This window comes from Cellulomonas sp. PSBB021, assembly GCF_002240455.1.
GTDB classification, from domain to species: Bacteria; Actinomycetota; Actinomycetes; order Actinomycetales; family Cellulomonadaceae; genus Cellulomonas; species Cellulomonas uda.
Map to the genome: position 1 here is coordinate 1,488,216 of NZ_CP021430.1, position 18,167 is coordinate 1,506,382.

An 18,167-nucleotide genomic window follows, 5' to 3' on the forward strand; every position below is an offset into this window, starting at 1 on the left:
GTCGTTCACAGGACGGTGGTGTAGCCCGAGATCGTGGACTGCAGGCCTCGCATCAGGTGGTCCCACACCCCGGTGGCCAGCAGCAGACCGGTGGTGATGAGCATGACCGCACCAGCGCGTTTGATCCCCACGGTGTGCCGACGTGCCCACTGGGTCGCCGTCAGTGCCCGCCGCATGCCCAGACCGACCGCGATGAACGGGAGACCGAGCCCGGCGGCGTAGACCGCGGCCAGCGTCGCCCCGCGCCCGGCGCTGGCCTCGGTGAACGCCAAGGTCTGCACCGTGGCGAGGGTCGGGCCCAGGCACGGCGTCCAGCCCAGTCCGAAGGTGACCCCCATCAGCGGGGCGCCGACCAGGCCCGACTTGGGACGCAGCCGCGGCAGCAGCTGGCGCTGGGACCGGGGCAGCCAGCCGGCGAAGACCAGACCCATCACCACGACCACGACGCCCAGGACACGGGTGAGCACCGCTTGCGAGGACTGCAGCGTCGCGCCAAGACCGCCGAAGAGGGCGCCGTAGGCGACGAAGACCGAGGCGAACCCCAGGATGAACAAGGCAGTACCCACCACCACCGGACGTCGCCGCGTCGCGACACCCTCATCGAGCAAGGGGCCGCCAGCGACGTAGGACACGTACCCGGGCACCACGGGCAGCACGCACGGGGACACGAAGGAGATCAGCCCCGCCAGGGCTGCGACGGCCACGGCGGCCAGCATCGGGCCGGTCGCGACCAGGTCTTGGACCACGCTCACGACGACCCCGTGGCGGGCTCGGCCAGGACCGTGTCCAGCAGGGCGGTCAGGGTCGACTCCTGCACCGCGCCGAGGACGCGCGCCGCCGGCCTCCCGTCACGGTCCAGGAGCAGGGTCACCGGGACCCCGGCTCCGGGGAGGTGATCGGCCAGGCTCAGCAGGGCCTTGCCATTCCTGTCGTCGATGCTCGGGTAGGTGATCCCGTAGCTGTCCTCGAACGCGATCGCCGCGGCCGGATTGTCGCGCACGTTGACCCCGACGAACCGCACTCCCTGGTTCGCGTATGCAGCCGACGTGGCGGCAAGGATCGGCGCCTCCTCCCGGCACGGCGCACACCACGAACCCCACACGTTGATCACCACGACGCCGCCGCGCCATGCGGCGATGTCGATCGCCTCACCAGTCAGCCCGGTTCCCGACAGTGCCACCGGTCCAGCCCGGTCCTCAGGTGCGTACTCCGTCACCGTCGTGCTGCCCGCCGCCGCCGAGGACCCCTCGAGCGCCGCGTCTTGGCCCGCCGACAGGAAGCCGGTGAGCTGGACCGCCACCACGCCTGCAGTGACGAGGACCAGGACCAGGAGGATCACCCGCGGGCCGGTCAGTGGCCGGCGCGGCCGTGCCCGTGCGGGCGATCCCTGGACCGGAGGTCCGCCGGCCGCGGTCGGCTCATCCACGAGCGGTGATCAGCTCGGACGGCTCCGCCCACAGACTCTCACCCGGTGCGGCGACGCCCAGGGCGTCCAGTAGCGCCGCGCCCTGGGAGGTCAGCCGGCACATGACCAGCTTGCCGTGCCGGCGGGAGGTCACCAGGCCGGCGCGGCGCAGAACGCGCAGGTGGTGCGAGACCAGGTTCGGCGCGGCGCCGACGACCCACGCCAGATCGCAGACGCACAGCTCGGCCCCGAGGGCCAGGGCCGTTGCCGTGCGAAGGCGCACCGGGTCGGCCAATGCCTTGGCAGTAACGGCCATCGCCTGGGAGCGGCGCTCCTTCGGCAGTGCTGCACGGACCGCCTCGGCGCGCGACACGTCCAGGCACAGCAGGTCGCACCCCTCAGCCGTCATACGGTCATCGTAACAAACGTTGATGTGAGCACCGGCCGCCGATCGTACTCGTGGCGGTGCTCAACGCGAGGCCTGCGCGGGTTCCCTCACCGGGCACCGATCGTGCCGTTCTCGCTCGGTGTTGCGGGTGCGGGCTGGCGCAGGGTGGACAGCACCAGCAGGGCGGCGCCGGTGACGATGGCGGTGTCGGCGAGGTTGAAGGTCGGGAACCACCCGCTGTGCAGGTAGTCGGTGACGACGCCGTCTGCGGCGCGGTCGGCGAGGTTGGCGGTGGCGCCGCCGAGGACCAGGGCCAAGGCAGCCAGCCGCCCGTTGGTGCTGGCAGCGGCGGTGCGCCAGGCGACCACGCCGACCGCAGCGGTGACGATCGCGGTCACGGTCAGCACCAGCCATGCCGGTGCACCGGCACCGACGGAGAAGGCGACCCCGGGGTTGTACGCCAGGCGCAGGTCGACCACGCCCAGGCTGATCACCCGATCCTGCAGCCCGTTCACCGCCCACGCCTTCACACCGAGGTCGGTGGCCGCGACCAGGACGACACCGACGCCTGCCGCCAGGCGTCGCCTCACCGGTGAGACCGCCGGCCGGACCGGCCTGTCAGTGGTCGGGGCGGTCACCGCTCGGCCATCGCTGCACGCTCGGCCGTCGCGGTCGTGTCTGGGATCGTGTCGTGGGGAAGGGGCCGCGTCCGGCCGGCGCGGACGCCGTTGGCGATCACTACGACCTCGGCCACCTCGTGCACGAGGACCACGGCGGCCAAGCCGAGGACACCGAAGAGGGCCAGGGGCATGAGCACGATGATGATCGCGAGGGACAGGCCGACGTTCTGGAGCAGGATGCGCCGGGCCCTGCGGGCGTGGGCGAACGCCTGGGGCAGGTGACGCAGGTCCTCACCCATGAGCGCGACGTCGGCGGTCTCGATCGCCACGTCGGTGCCCATCGCTCCCATCGCGATGCCGAGGTCGGCGGTCGCCAGGGCGGGGGCGTCGTTGACGCCGTCGCCGACCATCGCGGTTCGGCGCTGGGTGCGCAGCTGGGCGACCAGTGCGGCCTTGTCCTCCGGGCGCAGGTCCGCGTGGACCTCGTCGATGCCCACTTCGCGGGCCAGGGCGGTCGCGGTCAGGGTGTTGTCGCCGGTGAGCATGGCGACGTGGTAGCCGTCGCGGCGCAGCTGGGCCACGACCTGCGCGGCCTCGGGCCGCAGCTCGTCACGCACGGCGATCGCACCGAGCAGTGAGCCGTCCTCCTCGATCAGGACGGCGGTCGCGCCGGCCTGCTGCATCCGCTCCACCTCACCGGCCAACGACCCGGCGTGGACCCATCCGGGTCGCCCGAGCCGGACCGGCCAACCCTCGAACGTCCCGGTGAGGCCCGCACCGGGGACTGCCTCGACGTCGGTGGCGGGGCTGACCGTGGGTACGGCGGCCAGGATGGCCCGTGCCAGGGGGTGCTCGCTGCGTGCTTCGAGGGCGGCCGCGACCTGCAGGACGCGCTCCTGGGTGCGGCCGGGCGCGGCGACGACGGCCACGACGGTAGGGGCGTTGCGGGTCAGCGTCCCGGTCTTGTCCAGGGCGACCCCGCGGATGGCACCGAGGGCCTCCACGGCCGCGCCGCCCTTGATGAGCACACCCTGCTTGGAGGCGGCCCCGACGGCGGCGACCACGGAGACCGGCACGGAGATCGCCAGGGCGCACGGTGACGCTGCGACGAGCACGACCAGGGCCCGCTCGATCCACGTGCCCGGGTCGCCCAGCAGGCTGCCGACGACGGCGATGAGCGCGGCGGCGATCATCACACCGGGCACTAGCGGCTTGGCGATGCGGTCCGCCAGGCGTTGGGCTTCGCCCTTGCGCGACTGCTCGGCCTCGACGATCCGCACGATCCGCGCCAGGGAGTTGTCCTGCGCGGTGGTGGTCACCTCCACCTCGAGGACGCCGGATCCGTTGATCGACCCCGCGTAGACGTCTTGTCCGGGTCCGGCCTCCACGGGCACCGACTCACCGGTGATGGCTGAGACGTCCAGGGCGGTGCGACCGGTGCGGATGATCCCGTCGGTGGCGACCCGCTCCCCGGGCCTGACCACCATCAGGTCCCCGATGCCCAGCTCACCGGGAGCTACCGTGGTCTCTGCGCCGTCGCGCAGCACCGTCGCGGTAGCGGGCACGAGGTTCAGCAGCGCCCTCAGGCCGCGGCGGGTGCGGGCCAGGGAGTACTCCTCCAGGCCCTCGCTGATGGAGAACAAGAACGCCAGCGCGGCCGCCTCGGCGACCTCACCGAGCAGCACCGCGCCGATCGCGGCGATCGTCATCAGGGTCCCGACGCCGATCTTGCCCTTGACCAGTCGCCGGATCGTGCTGGGGACGAACGTCCACGCACCGACCAGCAGCGCCACCCAGTTCAGCACCGTCGCAACGGCGGACTGATCCCTGGACCCTGCGACCAGGCCCGCCAGGAGCAGCACGCCGGCGACGGCGGCGAAGCGGAGCTCGCTGACCTCCCACAGCCGCTCGGCCTCGTGCTCCTCGGCTTCCTCGCCGCCGGGGGTGGTCTCGTCGTCGCTGCAGCCGCAGGCGTCGCTCATCGTGCGCTCTCCTTGGTGATCGGGTCAGAGGTGGTGGGGTTTGCGTAGGTGGGGCACAAGGCCACAGCGTTGCCGGTCGCGGCCAGCAGGCCCTCGGCCACAGCGAGAAGGTCCATCAGCTCCGGGCGGGTCAGGTGGTAGACCGACGCGCGTCCCTGCGCGCGGTAGTCGACCAACCCGCAGTCCCGCAGGCAGGCCAGGTGTGAGGACACGGTGGACTGGCTCAGGCCCAGCTCGGTGCACAGGTCCACGACCCGCGCCTCGCCCCTCGCCAGGCGGCGCACCAGCGCCAGGCGCGTGGGGTCGCCCAGGCCTCGGAACAACGCCCCTGCGGGCGCGAGCTCGGCCCGGCCACTTACATCAGGACTTGCGGTGATCATCGGCATGGGTCGATGCTAGCGCCTATCGGGTGTGGGTTCGACCCGTCGGGCTCGAGCAGGCGCAGCTCTTGGCCCGTCTCGGTGCGAGGGTGTCCCTGGTCGGGCGCGTGGCCCCCCGGGCCGAGCCGGAGCTGGCCGAACGCCTGCGTGCGGTCTTTGCCGAGGACGGCATCGGTGTCCTCGAGGAGCACGCCGTCGCCGTCTCGGTCGACGGAGGCGAGGTCGTCGTACGGGCCACCTCGGGTGCTGCCGTCCGCGCAGAACGGCTGCTGATCGCCACCGGTCGCACGGCCCGCACCGACGGGCTGGGGCTCGCCGCAGCCGGCGTCGACGTCGACGAGCGGGGTTTCGTCGTCACGGATGAGTTCCAGCGCACGACCAACCCGCGCGTCTACGCCGCAGGCGACGTGTCCGGTGCCCCGCAGTACGTCTACGTCGCCGCCGCCGCAGGCCGCGCCGCCGCCACCAACGCACTGACCGGCCCGGACGGTCCTGGGGCGCGGGTCGACTACACCGGCCTGCCCACCGTGGTCTTCACCAACCCCCAGCTCGCCTCGGCCGGGCTGAGCGAGAAGGAGACCCTCGAGCGCGGCCACGACTGCAGGTCCCGAGTACTGAACCTCTCAGAGGTCCCGCGCGCCCTGGTCAACCGCGACACCCGAGGGGCCGTGAAGATCGTCGCCGACGCCACAACAGGCAAGGTCCTGGGGGTGCACGCCCTCGCCGACGGTGCCGGCGAGATCATGCTCGCCGCGACCTACGCCATCAGAACCGGCATGACGGTCGACGACCTCGCAGACACCTGGGCGCCCTACCTGACCATGGCCGAGAGCCTGCGGATCGCCGCAGGGCTGTTCCGCAACCATTTGCCGACGTCCTGCTGCGCCTGACCGGTCCAGCGCCCTCGACGCCGCCGCTGTCATTCCGGCCGCGCTATGTGCTGACCGCACCAAACCCGGCACTGTCGCTCGCGACCCGGATGCTGTGGCCAGCTTCGGCCCCATGCCGCCGAGCTCAGCCACACGCCCGGTTCTACACCTGGCGGCGGCTGGGCGCTCTGGGCCGCCCGCCGTTCCGCGCTGAGCCGAACCAGGCGCTGCCGCCGACCGTCTCACGCCATCGCCGGAAACGAACGTTTCCGCTACACCGGAGTCGAGATTCCGGTGAGGTCTGACATCGACCCGGATCGTGTAGCGGAACTCAGTGCCGAAATCTACGGTTCGGAACTTCCCGGTGGGGATGAGTTTCGCTACGCTCGACCGGTGGGGCATCTGCTGGGGTACGCGCGCGTGTCCACCGCTGATCAGGACGCGGCGTTGCAGATCGACGCCCTGAATCGGGCGGGGTGCTACCGGGTGTTCGTCGACACGATCTCCGGATCGCTGCAGCAGCGCCCCGAGCTGGACAAGCTGCTCGACCAGCTGCGTCCAGGGGACACCCTGGTGGTGTGGCGCCTGGATCGGCTGGGCCGGTCGATCCGGCACCTGATCGACCAGCTGCAGGTCCTATCCGACCGCGGCGTGGGGTTCCGGTCCCTGCAGGAGACGATCGACACGACCTCCCCAGGAGGACGGTTGGTCTTCCACGTCTTCGCCGCCCTGGCCGAGTTCGAGCGCGACCTGATCCGGGAGCGGACCAACGCCGGCCTGGAGGCCGCCCGCGCACGGGGCCGCACCGGTGGGCGCCCCTCGGCGCTGTCCGGCGACCAGGTCCGGGCGGCCCGGCGGATGTATGAGCAGAAGGACATGACGGTCGCCCAGATCGGTGAGGTGCTCGGGGTTTCCCGCACCACGATCTACCGGGCCCTGAACCGCCTACCCGCTGCGCCGGCCTCGCCGCGACGAGCCACGAGCGCCGTGTAGCAACGTGGATGCGGGCGGGCGGTGGCAGATCCTGCGGCTGCATGTCGAGGACCAGGTCCCGCTCGCCGCGCTGGCCCGGCATCACGGCCTGGGTGTGCGCACGCTGGAACGCTGGCACGCCCGCTACCGCGCAGGCGGCCTGGCCGCCCTGGACCGGACACCGCGGGCGGACGTCGGCGGGCACCGTCTGCCGGCGGAACTCGTCACGCTGATCGAAGGGCTGGGCCTGACCCGGCCCCGCCCACCAATCGCCGCGATCCACCGGACGGTGGTGAAGGTCTGCGCCGGCGCCGACTGGCCGGTCCCGTCCTACGGCGTCGTCCGCTCGATCATCACCGCCCTGGACCCCGGCATGGTCACCCTCGCCCTTGAGGGACCAGGCTCCTACCGGGACAAGTACGAGCTCGCGGTGCGCCGGGCGGCGGACCGGCCCAACGCGATGTGGCAGGCCGACCACACCCTGCTGGACATCGTGCTCGTCGGCACGGATGGCAAGCCGGCCCGGCCGTGGCTGACCGTCGTCATGGACGACTGCTCGCGCGCGATCTGCGGGTACATGGTCTTCTTCGGCGCGCCGGCCACGATGAACACCGCCTTGGCGTTACGGCAGGCGATCTGGCACAAGAGCGACCCACGGTGGCCGATGTGCGGGATCCCCGAGGTGCTCTACGTCGACCATGGGTCGGACTTCACCAGCGACCACCTGGCCCGCACCACCGTCGACCTGCACATCCGCCTAATCCACTCCGCCGTCGCCCGACCACAGGGGCGGGGCAAGGTCGAGCGGTTCTTTGGAACCGTCAACACCGAGTTGCTCACCACCCTGCCCGGACACCTCCACCACGGTGCCGGGCGCTGGCCGGCGCCGGCCCTGTCCTTGGCCGACCTGGACGGCGTGGTCGGGGCGTTCGTCCTGGACTACAACGACCGCACCCACAGCGAGCTCGGCATCTCGCCGCGGGCGGCGTGGATCGCCGACGGGTGGCTGCCACGCACCCCCGACAGCCTCCAGGCTCTGGACGGGCTGCTGCTCAGCGTGGCCCGATCCAGAACGGTGCGCCGCGACGGCGTCCACTTCCAGGGCCTGCGCTACGTCTCCCCGACCCTCGCCGGCTTCGTCGGGCGCCCCGTGGTCATCCGCTACGACCCCAGAGACATCACCGAGATCCGCGTCTTCGACCACGACCAGTTCCTGTGCGCCGCCGTCGACCAGGACCACCACGGGCGCCAGATCAGCCTCAAGGAAGTCCAGGCCGCCCGCAACGCCCGCCGCCGCGCGCTGCGCCGAGGCATCAACGAGCGGATCGCCATGGTCGGCGCCCACACAACCGACCCCCGTGCCAGGCCACTGCCGCCACGGACCCCAGCCTCGGGCCCGGTGAAGCTCAAGGTCTACAAGGAGGACCTACGGTGAGCGAACGCTTCATCGTGACCAAGGAGCACCGCCGCTTCACCGAGTTCGCCGACTCCGTCCGGCGAGGGCGCACCATCGGGCTGTGCTTCGGACCGGCCGGGGTCGGCAAGACGGTCTCCGCCCGCCGCTACGCCCACTGGGACCAAGCCCACGAGTTGGTCACCGCCTGGGGCCCACGCAGCGACGACGACGCCAAGGTCTACGCCGCCCTGGCCAAGAACCGCACCGCCCTCTACACCCCGGGGTCCTGACCACCCCGCGGCTGCTACGCGAGGACCTGGACCGGATCATCACGCGCACCAGCATCTGCATCCAGCAGCACCTTGAAGCCCCGGGCCGCGCCCCTGTGGACCGGGGCGGCGCCCGGCGCACCACCAACTACGTCCAGCTCGTCATCGTCGACGAGTCCGAACGTCTCAGCCCCACCGCGCTCGAGCTCCTACGGGACCGCTACGACCGCGACCAGATCGCCCTGATCCTCATCGGCATGCCGGGCCTGGAGAAGCAGTTCAGCCACTACCCCCAGTTCTACAGCCGCGTCGGGTTCGCCCACCAGTACCGCCCCCTGAGCAACGACGAGCTCCTCTTCGTCCTGCAACGCCACTGGCGCACCCTCAGCAAGACTCTCAACCCCGACGACTTCACCGACGCCCAGGCCATCGCCGCGATCAGCCGCATCACCCGCGGCAACTTCCGCCTCCTGGAACGACTCTTCCCCCAGATCGAACGCGTACTGAGAATCAACGAGCTGCAGACCATCACCAACGACGTCGTCGAAGCCGCCGCGAGCACCCTCGTCATCGGGGTCGAGTGAGCCCGCCAGGAATCGGCTGCCGCAGGCCGCCACCTACCGGCGAAGGTCACAGTCAGCCCCGGAGACGCTGAGCTCGGCTTCGTGCAGCTCGCGGCGGAAGTCGTCGGACAGGTCACGCGAGTCGAGCCAGCCGTACGGCAGCACGACCTTCTTGGGCGAGCCCGCCCGGCCGCGCTGACCCTCGGCGGGCTCGCCGGGGTAGGGCTGGTCCAGGTCGAGCAGCGCGATCAGGTCGTCGAGCTCGGCCAGCGAGCTCACGAGGCCGAACCGCGCGCGCAGGTCGCCACCCACCACGTAGCCCTTGAAGTACCACGCCATGTGCTTGCGCATCTCGCGCAGCGCCTTCGACTCGTCGCGGAAGTGCTCCACCATGAGCTCGGCGTGCCGGCGCACCGTGTGCGCCACCTCGCGCAGCCCCGGCCGCACCCGCTCGTCGGACCCCGCGAACGCGGCCGCGAGGTCCGCGAACAGCCACGGCCGCCCCTGGCAGCCGCGCCCGACGACCACGCCGTCGCACCCCGTCTGCTCGACCATCGTCAGCGCGTCCTGCGCGGACCAGATGTCCCCGTTGCCGAGCACCGGGACGTCCGTGACCGTCTGCTTGAGCCGCGCGATCGCCTCCCAGTCCGCCGTGCCCGAGTAGTACTCCGCCGCGGTGCGCGCGTGCAGCGCGACCGCCGCGACGCCTGCGTCCTGCGCCACGAGGCCCGCCTCGAGGTACGTCAGGTGGTCGTCGTCGATGCCCTTGCGCATCTTGACCGTCACGGGCACCCCGTACGGCTGCGCGGCACGCACGGCCCGCGTGACGATGTCCTGGAACAGCCCGCGCTTCCACGGCAGCGCGGAGCCGCCGCCGCGGCGCGTGACCTTCGCGACCGGGCACCCGAAGTTGAGGTCCACGTGGTCCGCGCGGTCCTCCGAGACGATCATGTGCACCGCCGCCTCGACCGTGCCCGGGTCGACGCCGTACAGCTGCACCGACCGCGGCCGCTCGTCGGGCTCGTGCTGGATGATCCGCAGCGACTCCTCACCACGCTCGACGAGCGCGCGGCTCGTCACCATCTCCGCGACGTACAACCCCGCACCCTGCTCGCGGCACAGGCGGCGGAACGCCGCGTTGGTCACGCCCGCCATCGGCGCGAGGACGACGGGCGTGTCGACCTGCAGGGGGCCGATCCGCAGCGGCGGGAGCACCGCCCCCGCCGCGCGAGTGGTCGCCTCGTTCGTCACAGTCACGCGCCCCATCCTCCCATCGCCACGACGTGACGCCCGGCACTCAACCTTCGCGCACGCTCGTGCGTCTCCTACGGTGTGACCACCATGACAGCCGGGACACGCGACGAGGACGGCACCGTCCGCGTCGAGCAGCTCACGGTCGTCGCCCCGCGCCCGCGCGCCGCCCGGACCCGCAGCGCGACGGACGAGCAGTTCAGCGCGTTCGTCGCCGAGCACGGGGACGACCTGCTGCGCACCGCCTGGCTGCTGTGCGGGGACGCCCACCGCGCCGAGGAGCTGACCCAGCAGGCACTCGTGCGCACCTACGCCGCGTGGCACCGCGCGCAGGACCCGCTCGCGTACGCGCGGCGCGTCCTGGCGAACCTGCGCGTCGACACGTGGCGACGACGACGCCGCGAGGTGCTCACCGCGCCCGAGGACCTGCCGGAGCGTGCGCGCAACGACGTGCACGCCCGCACCGAGGACCGCGACCAGCTCGCCCGCGCGCTCGCGCTGCTCAGCCCGCGGCAGCGACGCATCGTCGTGCTGCGGCACATGATCGGCATGCCCGAGGCCGAGGTCGCCGCCGAGCTCGGTGTGAGCGTCGGCACCGTGAAGTCCACCGCGTCCCGCGGGCTCGCGACGTTGCGCGCCGCGCTCGCCACGCACCAGGAGGAGGCCCGATGAGCGCCGAGCTGCGTCCGGACCCGGACCTCGCCGCGCGCGCCGCGCAGGCGACCCCGCCCATGTCGCTGGACCGCGACGCGCTGCTGCACGCGGCGCACCGGCACGTCCGGCGGCGCACGGCGACGCGCGTCGCCGGCGGCGTGCTCGCGGTCGCGCTCGCCGCGACCGTGGTCGTCGACCTGGCCGACCGCACCGCCGAGCCGCGTCCCGCGCAGCCGCCGACGCAGATCGCGCTGCCCCTGGGCGACGACCACGTCGTCGAGGTCGCGCAGGGGCTGCTCGCGGTCAACCGGGTCGGCGCGCCGCGCGCCCCGCAACGCCACTCGGTGCCCCTCGCCGGGGACGCGCAGTGGCAGGTCGACCTCGGCCTCAGCTCGGACGAGCGCGAGCTGGTGCTCACGGTCGGCCACGAGTCCGACGGCGAGCAGGAGGCCGCCGCCTACTACACGGTTGTCGCCGCCGGCAGCGCGGAAGGCACGGGCGGCGGGACGTGGACCTGGGGCAGCGCCCCCGCCACCGCGGGCCTGCGGTTCTCGGGCGAGCTCGAGACCGGCGAGTGGACCGAGCTCGTGGTCCTCCCCCAGGACCTCCGGGAGCCCCACGTGCTGCTGTGGAGCACGACCGGGTTCGCGGTGACCGGCGGCGCCACTACGGTGGTCGAGCTGCCGACGTTCGCCGCACCCGACGGCCAGCTGCTGGCCGCCGCGCTCGGCGACTACTCCGTCGCGGCCCGGATGCGCCTGGGCCGGTCCGGGGTCCTCCTGGTCGACTCCGACGGGGACGTCGTCCCGGTGCCGTGCGACGGGGCGGGCCCCGAGCAGTGCCCGGACGTCGACGAGGTGCCCGGCCTCGCCGACGCGGTCGCCGCCATCCGCGCCGAGCCGCGCGACGCGGCCGCCTCCGTCACCGACCTCGCGCCCGGCGTGCGCGCCACGACCGCGCTCGCCCGTTCGACGGGTGCGGGCTGGGACACCGGGGTCCGCGTGCCCGTCTCGGTCGTCGCGACGGTCGAGCGCACCGTGAGCCTCGCCCGCGCCACCCCGGCCGACCTGCTCGCCGCCGGGGGTCCGGACGGCGACCGACCCGGCCGCGGCGTGGTCGCGCGAGTCGCGGGCACCGAGATCCAGCTACCCGTCACGTGGTCGGACGACGACACCGCCGAACGCCTCGCCGCGGACTCGTCCTACCCCGGCGCGGCCCGTTGGGGCGCGGACGACGTGCGGCTCGTCACGGGCGTCGTCCCCCGGTGGATGCCCCGGGCCGACGTGCTGCTCTGGTTCCCGGACGGCATCCGCGACGACGACGGGCGCACCGTGCACGCGCTCGAGGTCCCGACCTTCGCGGACCCCACCGGCACGGGAGCCCGGCTGTACGTGGTCGCGCTCGGCAGCGTGACACGCGCGGACGGACCCGGCGCCGCTCCGCTGGTCCTGCACCTGGGCGGCGGGTCGACGGCCGATGTGCTCGACGCCGGCGGCCTGTGCACCGGTGTGCCCGCGGAGTGCCTCGACGCGCAGCCGGACGGCGGCGCCGCGCTGCTGGCCGAGCTCGCGGCACGCGGCGTGCGGACCGGGACCACCGACGCGGACGGCTGACCGCGACCCGACCGTTCCCGGTCGGGTGGGGCACTTTCGGGACGCAACACCGTACGGGGTTGCTGCGTTCTCTACGGAGCGGCGAGGCCCGTCCCCGACCGGGGACGGGCCTCGCCGTGCGTGCGGCCGCGGGACCCGGGCGTCAGGCGCCCAGAAGACGCGGTGCGAGGTAGGACGTCACCTGGTCGAGCGCCACGCGCTCCTGCGACATGTCGTCGCGGTGGCGGATGGTCACGGCCTGGTCGTCGAGCGTGTCGAAGTCGACCGTGATGCAGAACGGCGTGCCGATCTCGTCCTGGCGACGGTAACGACGGCCGATCGCGCCGGCGTCGTCGAAGTCGACGTTCCAGCTCTTGCGCAGCTCGGCCGCGAGGTCACGGGCCTTGGGCGAGAGCTGCTCGTTGCGGGACAGCGGCAGCACCGCCGCCTTGACGGGCGCGAGGCGCGGGTCGAGCTTGAGCACGACGCGCGTGTCGACCCCACCCTTGGTGTTGGGCGCCTCGTCCTCGGCGTACGCCTCGACGAGGAACGCCATGAGCGAGCGCGTCAGTCCCGCGGCGGGCTCGATGACGTAGGGCACGTACCGCTCGTTCTTGGCCTGGTCGAAGAACGACAGGTCCTGTCCCGAGTGCTCCGTGTGCGTCGACAGGTCGAAGTCGGTGCGGTTGGCGATGCCCTCGAGCTCGCCCCACTCGCTGCCCTGGAAGCCGAACCGGTACTCGATGTCGACCGTCCGCTTCGAGTAGTGGGACAGCTTCTCGGCCGGGTGCTCGTAGTGCCGCAGGTTGTCCCGGTCGATGCCCAGGTCGACGTACCAGTCCGTGCGGTAGTCGATCCAGTACTGGTGCCAGGTCTCGTCGGTGCCGGGCTCGACGAAGAACTCCATCTCCATCTGCTCGAACTCGCGCGTGCGGAAGATGAAGTTGCCGGGCGTGATCTCGTTGCGGAACGACTTGCCGATCTGGCCGATGCCGAACGGGGGCTTCATGCGCGCCGCGGTGTACACGTTCTTGAAGTTCACGAAGATGCCCTGCGCGGTCTCGGGCCGCAGGTAGTGCAGGCCGGACTCGTCCTCGACCGGGCCGAGGTACGTCTTGAGCATCATGTTGAAGTCGCGCGGCTCGGTCCACTCGCCCTTGGTGCCGCAGCTCGGGCACGGCACGCCCGCGAGGCCGCCCTCGGGCGCGCGGCCCTTGCGCTCCTCGAACTCCTCGAGCAGCTGGTCCTCCCGGAAGCGCTTGTGGCAGCTCAGGCACTCGGTCAGCGGGTCGGTGAACACACCGACGTGGCCCGACGCGACCCACACCTGGCGCGGCAGGATGACCGACGAGTCGAGGCCGACGATGTCCTCGCGGCTCGTGACCATCGCACGCCACCACTGGCGCTTGATGTTCTCCTTGAGCTCGACCCCCAGCGGTCCGTAGTCCCAGGCGGAGCGCGTACCGCCGTAGATCTCGCCGCTCGGGAACACGAACCCGCGCCGCTTGGCGAGGGAGACGACGGAATCCAGACGCGAGGGTGCTGCCACGGCGGTGCTCTCCTGGTGCTCGGTGCCCGCGGCTGGGTGCCGTGAGCCGGATGGGTGACGTCCGCGGTGCACGTGCGCCGCGGAGCCCGCCCAGGCTACCGGCCCGACGCGCCCGTCCGGGTACCGCAGGACCCAGGCCGGGCGCCCCCGCGCGCGTGGGGCGACGCAGCGCTCAGGCGTGCTGCGAGACGCAGAACTGGTTCCCGTCCGGGTCGGCGAGCACGGTCCACGACAGGCCCTGCTCCGCGTGCCGGGCGACGAGCGTCGCACCGTCGGCGACGAGCCGATCGACCTCGGCCGCCACGTCCGGCGCCTGCAGGTCGAGGTGCACGCGGTTCTTGCCCGGCGTCGGGCTCTCGACGCGCTGGAACCCGAGCTGCTGCACGCCGCGCACGTCCGTCACCACGACGAACCACGCGTCGGTCTCGCCCTGGACGGTGCCACCCAGCTGGCGCGCCCACCACAAGCCGAGCGCGTGCGGGTCCGTCGAGTCGAACGTGACCATCTCCACCATGAGTGCCATGCGCACACCGTAGGGCCGGGCGCCGACACGCGAGCCGGGTCAGGACGCGTCGTCGACCCGCCGGGTCCGGGCGCGCACGTGCATGCGCTCGCCCTGCGGACCGAACAGCGTGAGCAGCTCGGTCGGTCCGGGCCCGGGGTTGAGCAGCGCGTGGGGCGTCCGGGTGTCGAACTCGGCGACCTCGCCCTCGGTGAGCACCAGGTCGCGGTCGCCCAGCAGCAGGCGCAGCCGTCCCGTCAGGACGTAGACCCACTCGTGCCCCTCGTGCACCTGCAGCTCGCCGGGCGGGCCCGGCTCGGGCGGGAGGACCACCTTGTACGCGCGCATCCCGCCGGGACGGCGCGTGAGGGGCACGTACGTGCGCCCGCGCCGGTGGATCGGCGTCGCGTGCACGCGCGGGTCGCGCGACTCGGGTGCGCCGACGAGGTCGTCGAGCGCCACGCGGTGCAGCCGTGCGAGCGGGAGCAGCAGCTCGAGCGTCGGGCGGCGCTGGCCCGCCTCGAGACGCGAGAGCGTGCTGATCGAGATGCCCGTCTCCTCCGCGACCGCGGCGAGGGTGAGGTCCCTGCGCTGGCGCAGCGCACGCAGCCGGGGCCCGACCCCCGAGAGCACGTCGTCCGTCATGCGCGCCATGTTGCCAGTCCGGCAACGATCCTTGCCACCCCAACCGCGGATGCGGGACGGTGCGGACAGCACACCACGACCGCGAGGAGCACACCATGACGCACGAGCGCACGCACGGCCACCGCCACGACGAGCCCGCCCAGGACGCCCCCGCGGCGCGGCCCACCCCACCGACGCCTGACCCGCCCGCCGCCGACCGACCCTGGGACGTCGTCGTCGCAGGCGGCGGTCCCGCCGGCCTCGCCGCGGCCCTCGTGCTGTCCCGCGCCCGGCGGCGCGTGCTCGTCGTCGACGCGGGCGCACCGCGCAACGCACCCGCCGCGCACGCGCACGGCTTCCTCACGCGCGACGGCGCCGCCCCGCGCGCGCTGCTCGCGCACGGTCGCGACGAGGTGCTCGGCTACGGCGGCGAGGTGCTGCCGGGGCGCGTGACGGCCGTCGAGGGCGAGCTCGGCGCGTTCGTCGTGACGCTCGAGGGCGGCACGCGGCTCGCGGCGCGCGCGGTCGTCAGCGCCACGGGCGGCCGTGACGCGCTGCCCGACGTCCCGGGCCTCGCGCAGCGGTGGGGGCGGGACGTCCTGCACTGCCCGTACTGCCACGGCTGGGAGGTCGGCGACGGGCGCGTCGTCGTCGCCGCCGAGGGTCCGCTCGGCGTCCACGCCGCGCTGCTGTGGCGGCAGTGGACGCCGCGCGTCACGCTGCTGCGCCCGGACGCCGCGCTGCCCGCCGACGAGGCGGCACGGCTCGCCGCACGGGGCGTGCGCGTCGCGCTCGGACGGCTCGCCGAGCTCGTCGTGACCGACGACCGGCTGACCGGCGTGCGGTCAGACGCGGGCGAGACGCTCGCCGCCGACGCGCTGGTCGTGCGCACGCTGCTCGAGGCGGACGACGAGCACCTCGCGCCGCTCGGGCTGCGTGCGGAGCCCGTCGAGCACGCCGGTGTCGTCGTGGCCCGCGCCGTGCCCACGGACGCCTGGGGCGGGACCGGAGTGCCGGGCGTGCGCGTGGCGGGCAACGTGTCCGACCCCGCCGCGACCGTGCTGGTCTCGGCCGCGCAGGGCGCCACCGTCGCCGGGATGCTCAACGCCGAGCTGGTCGAGCTGGACGCCCGCGAGGCCGTCAGCCGGTGGCGCGGGCTCACCTCGGGGCCCGACGCGACGTCCGCGTGGTCGCTCGACGCGCACGGCTGGGAGGAGCGCTACGGCACCGCGCCCGCGGTGTGGAGCGGGCAGCCCAACGCCGCGCTCGTCGCCCAGACGGCACACCTGACCCCGGGCACCGCGCTGGACCTGGGGGCGGGCGAGGGCCGCGACGCGGTGTGGCTCGCGCAGCGCGGCTGGCGCGTCACGGCCGTCGACTTCGCCGCGACCGCGCTGGAGCGCGGTGCCCGTGCGGCCCAGCAGGCCGGGGTGGACGTGCGCTGGGTACAGGCGGACCTCGCGACGCCGGACGAGCGGGCGCTCGACGGCGGGTCGACGTTCGACCTGGTCACGTCACACTTCCTGCACCTCGCGCCGCAGGCCCGACGCGGGCACGTCGCGCGCGCGGCCCGGCTCGTCGCACCCGGCGGGACGCTCCTGCTCGTGCAGCACCACGCGCTCGACCTCGCCGCGCCGGTGGGGCGGCCCGACGACCCGTCGATGTTCCCCGGGGCGGACGAGGTGCGCGACGAGCTGCTCGCGCTCGACGCGGCATGGACGGTCGAGGTCGCGCTCGCCGTCCCGCGTCACGCGACCACGCGCGAGGGCGAGACCGTCACGGTGCACGACGCGGTGCTGCGAGCGCGACGCGCCTGACCGGCGGCCCGACGAGCGTGCGACGCACGGTCACCACGCCGCTCACCGCCGCGAGCAGCACCACGCCCGCACCCACGAGCGCCAGCGACGACGGGCCGACCCACAGCTCCGCGACCGTGAACGCGCCCGGTGCCGCCACGGCGGCCCACACGGGCAGCAGCGCGCCGTACAGCAGCGACCCGAGCACCGCACCCACCAGCCCGTGCGACGCCGACTCCACCGCGGTGAGCCCGAGCACCTCGTGCGGCGTCGCACCCAGCAGGCGCAGCGTGGCGATCCGCTCGTCGCGGCGCCCGGCACCCAGCCGGGCCGCGGCGGCGCCGAGCACCACGAGCGCGACGGCGAGCAGCACGGTCGCGGCGGACGCGAGCCGCACCTGCGGGTGGTCGAGACCCGACGCCGCGGCCGGGTGCGCGGCGCGCTGCGCGAACGCGAGGGTCACGGCGAGCACGCTCGTCGTGAGGACGGTCGTCAGCGCGGACGCGGCCACCGCGACGCCCGTCCGCACCCGGCCGTCGCGCCCCTCGGCGCGGCGCAGCCGCGGCCCGAGCGCCAGGACGGGGTTCACGGGTCGAGCCGCCCGTCGCGCAGCTCGACCCGGCGGTCGCACCACCCGGCGACCAGCGGGTCGTGCGTGACGACGACGAGCGACGCGCCGATCGCACGCGTCGAGTCGACCAGGACGCGCAGGACCTCGCGGCTCGTCGCCTCGTCGAGCAGGCCCGCCGTCTCGTCCGCGAAGACGACGTCCGGGCGCGTCACGAGTGCTCGCGCGACCGCGACGCGCTGCACCTGGCCGCCGGACATCTCGCCCGGCCGGCGACCTTCGTCGCCGGCCAGGCCGAGACGCGCGAGCCACTGCGCCGCCAGCCCCTCCGCATAGGCGCGTGGCTCCCCGTCGAGCATCGCCGCGAGCGCGACGTTCTCGAGCGCCGACAGCTCGGACAGCAGCTGCCCGTGCTGGAACACGAACCCGAACCGCCCGCGCCGCAGCAGCGCACGCTCGCGCTCCGACATGCCCTCCACACGTCGGCCGCGCAGCGCCACCGTGCCCTCGTCGGGCGTCAGGATGCCCGCGAGCACGTGCAGCAGCGTCGACTTGCCCGAGCCCGACGGCCCCGTGAGCGCGAGCGACTCCTCCTCACCGAGCTCCAGGTCCACGCCCGCGAGCGCGGTCGTCGCGCCGTGGCGCTTGACGAGGCCACGGGCGACCAGACGCGGCTGCCCGGGCGTCGTGATCTCGAGGAGCGGGTGCGCGGCGGTCGAGGTCATGCGCCCAGCCTGGCGCCGGACGCGCGCGTCGGACGTCCCTCACGGGTCTCGTCCTACCGGGC

18 protein-coding genes and 1 pseudogene are annotated in these 18,167 nt (G+C 73.5%); 7 read left to right on the forward strand and 12 right to left on the reverse strand.

What is annotated here, in order from left to right; all coding sequences use genetic code 11:
• Positions 1–5: 5 nt before the first annotated feature.
• The 6 genes from CBP52_RS06725 to CBP52_RS06750 all read right to left on the reverse strand — a co-directional run bounded on the left by CBP52_RS06725 (position 6) and on the right by CBP52_RS06750 (position 4,781).
• On the reverse strand, positions 6–752 hold the full coding sequence (locus tag CBP52_RS06725; RefSeq protein ID WP_094180325.1) for a cytochrome c biogenesis CcdA family protein: 747 nt from the start codon (positions 750–752) through the stop codon (positions 6–8).
• Complete coding sequence (locus tag CBP52_RS06730) at positions 749–1,300, reverse strand: TlpA disulfide reductase family protein (protein ID WP_094182222.1); 552 nt, start codon at positions 1,298–1,300, stop codon at positions 749–751. The genes CBP52_RS06725 and CBP52_RS06730 overlap by 4 nt, the downstream gene beginning before the upstream one ends.
• Before the next feature lie 118 nt (positions 1,301–1,418).
• The gene (locus CBP52_RS06735; RefSeq protein ID WP_094180326.1) at positions 1,419–1,814 is read right to left on the reverse strand and encodes a helix-turn-helix transcriptional regulator; all 396 of its coding nucleotides are present in this window, start codon (positions 1,812–1,814) and stop codon (positions 1,419–1,421) included.
• An 86-nt stretch (positions 1,815–1,900) separates the two neighbouring features.
• Positions 1,901–2,431 (reverse strand): signal peptidase II, encoded by a 531-nt coding sequence (locus tag CBP52_RS06740; RefSeq protein ID WP_198303539.1) that lies wholly within the window; start codon positions 2,429–2,431, stop codon positions 1,901–1,903.
• Positions 2,428–4,395, reverse strand: a complete 1,968-nt coding sequence (locus CBP52_RS06745; RefSeq protein ID WP_094180328.1) for a cation-translocating P-type ATPase — start codon at positions 4,393–4,395, stop codon at positions 2,428–2,430. Before CBP52_RS06745 ends, CBP52_RS06740 begins: the two co-directional genes overlap by 4 nt.
• On the reverse strand, positions 4,392–4,781 hold the full coding sequence (locus tag CBP52_RS06750; RefSeq protein ID WP_094180329.1) for a metalloregulator ArsR/SmtB family transcription factor: 390 nt from the start codon (positions 4,779–4,781) through the stop codon (positions 4,392–4,394). Before CBP52_RS06750 ends, CBP52_RS06745 begins: the two co-directional genes overlap by 4 nt.
• Positions 4,782–4,804: 23 nt before the next feature.
• Here CBP52_RS06750 and CBP52_RS06755 point away from each other — a divergent pair, with 23 nt between their 5' ends.
• The 4 genes and pseudogenes from CBP52_RS06755 (at position 4,805) to CBP52_RS06770 (ending at position 8,865) form a co-directional block, all read left to right on the forward strand.
• Positions 4,805–5,665, forward strand: a complete 861-nt coding sequence (locus CBP52_RS06755) for an FAD-dependent oxidoreductase (protein WP_094180330.1) — start codon at positions 4,805–4,807, stop codon at positions 5,663–5,665.
• Positions 5,666–6,037: 372 nt separating this feature from the next.
• Positions 6,038–6,637 (forward strand): recombinase family protein, encoded by a 600-nt coding sequence (locus CBP52_RS06760; RefSeq protein ID WP_094180331.1) that lies wholly within the window; start codon positions 6,038–6,040, stop codon positions 6,635–6,637.
• A gap of 4 nt (positions 6,638–6,641) precedes the next feature.
• A complete protein-coding gene (locus tag CBP52_RS06765; RefSeq protein WP_013882286.1) occupies positions 6,642–8,051 on the forward strand; it encodes a Mu transposase C-terminal domain-containing protein in 1,410 nt (469 codons plus the stop codon).
• A pseudogene (locus CBP52_RS06770) lies at positions 8,048–8,865 on the forward strand (AAA family ATPase). The gene CBP52_RS06765 and the pseudogene CBP52_RS06770 overlap by 4 nt, the downstream one beginning before the upstream one ends.
• A 33-nt stretch (positions 8,866–8,898) precedes the next feature.
• Here the strand turns inward: CBP52_RS06770 and dusB are convergent.
• Complete coding sequence (gene dusB, locus CBP52_RS06775; protein WP_369826338.1) at positions 8,899–10,095, reverse strand: tRNA dihydrouridine synthase DusB; 1,197 nt, start codon at positions 10,093–10,095, stop codon at positions 8,899–8,901.
• A gap of 90 nt (positions 10,096–10,185) precedes the next feature.
• On the opposite strand from dusB, the gene CBP52_RS06780 reads away from it, so the two are divergent.
• Positions 10,186–10,767 carry a SigE family RNA polymerase sigma factor gene (locus CBP52_RS06780; protein ID WP_094182223.1) on the forward strand — a complete coding sequence of 194 codons (582 nt, stop codon included), beginning with the start codon at positions 10,186–10,188 and terminating at the stop codon, positions 10,765–10,767.
• Complete coding sequence (locus CBP52_RS06785; RefSeq protein WP_094180333.1) at positions 10,764–12,362, forward strand: hypothetical protein; 1,599 nt, start codon at positions 10,764–10,766, stop codon at positions 12,360–12,362. The genes CBP52_RS06780 and CBP52_RS06785 overlap by 4 nt, the downstream gene beginning before the upstream one ends.
• A gap of 142 nt (positions 12,363–12,504) precedes the next feature.
• Here the strand turns inward: CBP52_RS06785 and CBP52_RS06790 are convergent, their stop codons facing one another.
• The 3 genes from CBP52_RS06790 to CBP52_RS06800 all read right to left on the reverse strand — a co-directional run bounded on the left by CBP52_RS06790 (position 12,505) and on the right by CBP52_RS06800 (position 15,046).
• The gene (locus CBP52_RS06790; RefSeq protein ID WP_094180334.1) at positions 12,505–13,890 is read right to left on the reverse strand and encodes a glycine--tRNA ligase; all 1,386 of its coding nucleotides are present in this window, start codon (positions 13,888–13,890) and stop codon (positions 12,505–12,507) included.
• 172 nt (positions 13,891–14,062) lie between these two features.
• The gene (locus CBP52_RS06795; protein ID WP_094180335.1) at positions 14,063–14,413 is read right to left on the reverse strand and encodes a VOC family protein; all 351 of its coding nucleotides are present in this window, start codon (positions 14,411–14,413) and stop codon (positions 14,063–14,065) included.
• Between the two features lie 39 nt (positions 14,414–14,452).
• Positions 14,453–15,046 carry a helix-turn-helix domain-containing protein gene (locus tag CBP52_RS06800; RefSeq protein WP_369826316.1) on the reverse strand — a complete coding sequence of 198 codons (594 nt, stop codon included), beginning with the start codon at positions 15,044–15,046 and terminating at the stop codon, positions 14,453–14,455.
• An 86-nt stretch (positions 15,047–15,132) separates the two neighbouring features.
• On the opposite strand from CBP52_RS06800, the gene CBP52_RS06805 reads away from it, so the two are divergent.
• Complete coding sequence (locus tag CBP52_RS06805) at positions 15,133–16,833, forward strand: bifunctional NAD(P)/FAD-dependent oxidoreductase/class I SAM-dependent methyltransferase (protein WP_094180336.1); 1,701 nt, start codon at positions 15,133–15,135, stop codon at positions 16,831–16,833.
• Here the strand turns inward: CBP52_RS06805 and CBP52_RS06810 are convergent.
• Positions 16,793–17,401: an FtsX-like permease family protein gene (locus CBP52_RS06810; protein WP_157732525.1), complete on the reverse strand. Its 609-nt coding sequence runs from the start codon at positions 17,399–17,401 to the stop codon at positions 16,793–16,795. The two genes, CBP52_RS06805 and CBP52_RS06810, sit on opposite strands and share 41 nt — an antisense overlap.
• Entirely contained in the window at positions 17,398–18,105 is a 708-nt protein-coding gene (locus CBP52_RS06815; protein WP_094180338.1) for an ABC transporter ATP-binding protein, read from the reverse strand. The genes CBP52_RS06810 and CBP52_RS06815 overlap by 4 nt, the downstream gene beginning before the upstream one ends.
• Positions 18,106–18,167: the final 62 nt, after the last annotated feature.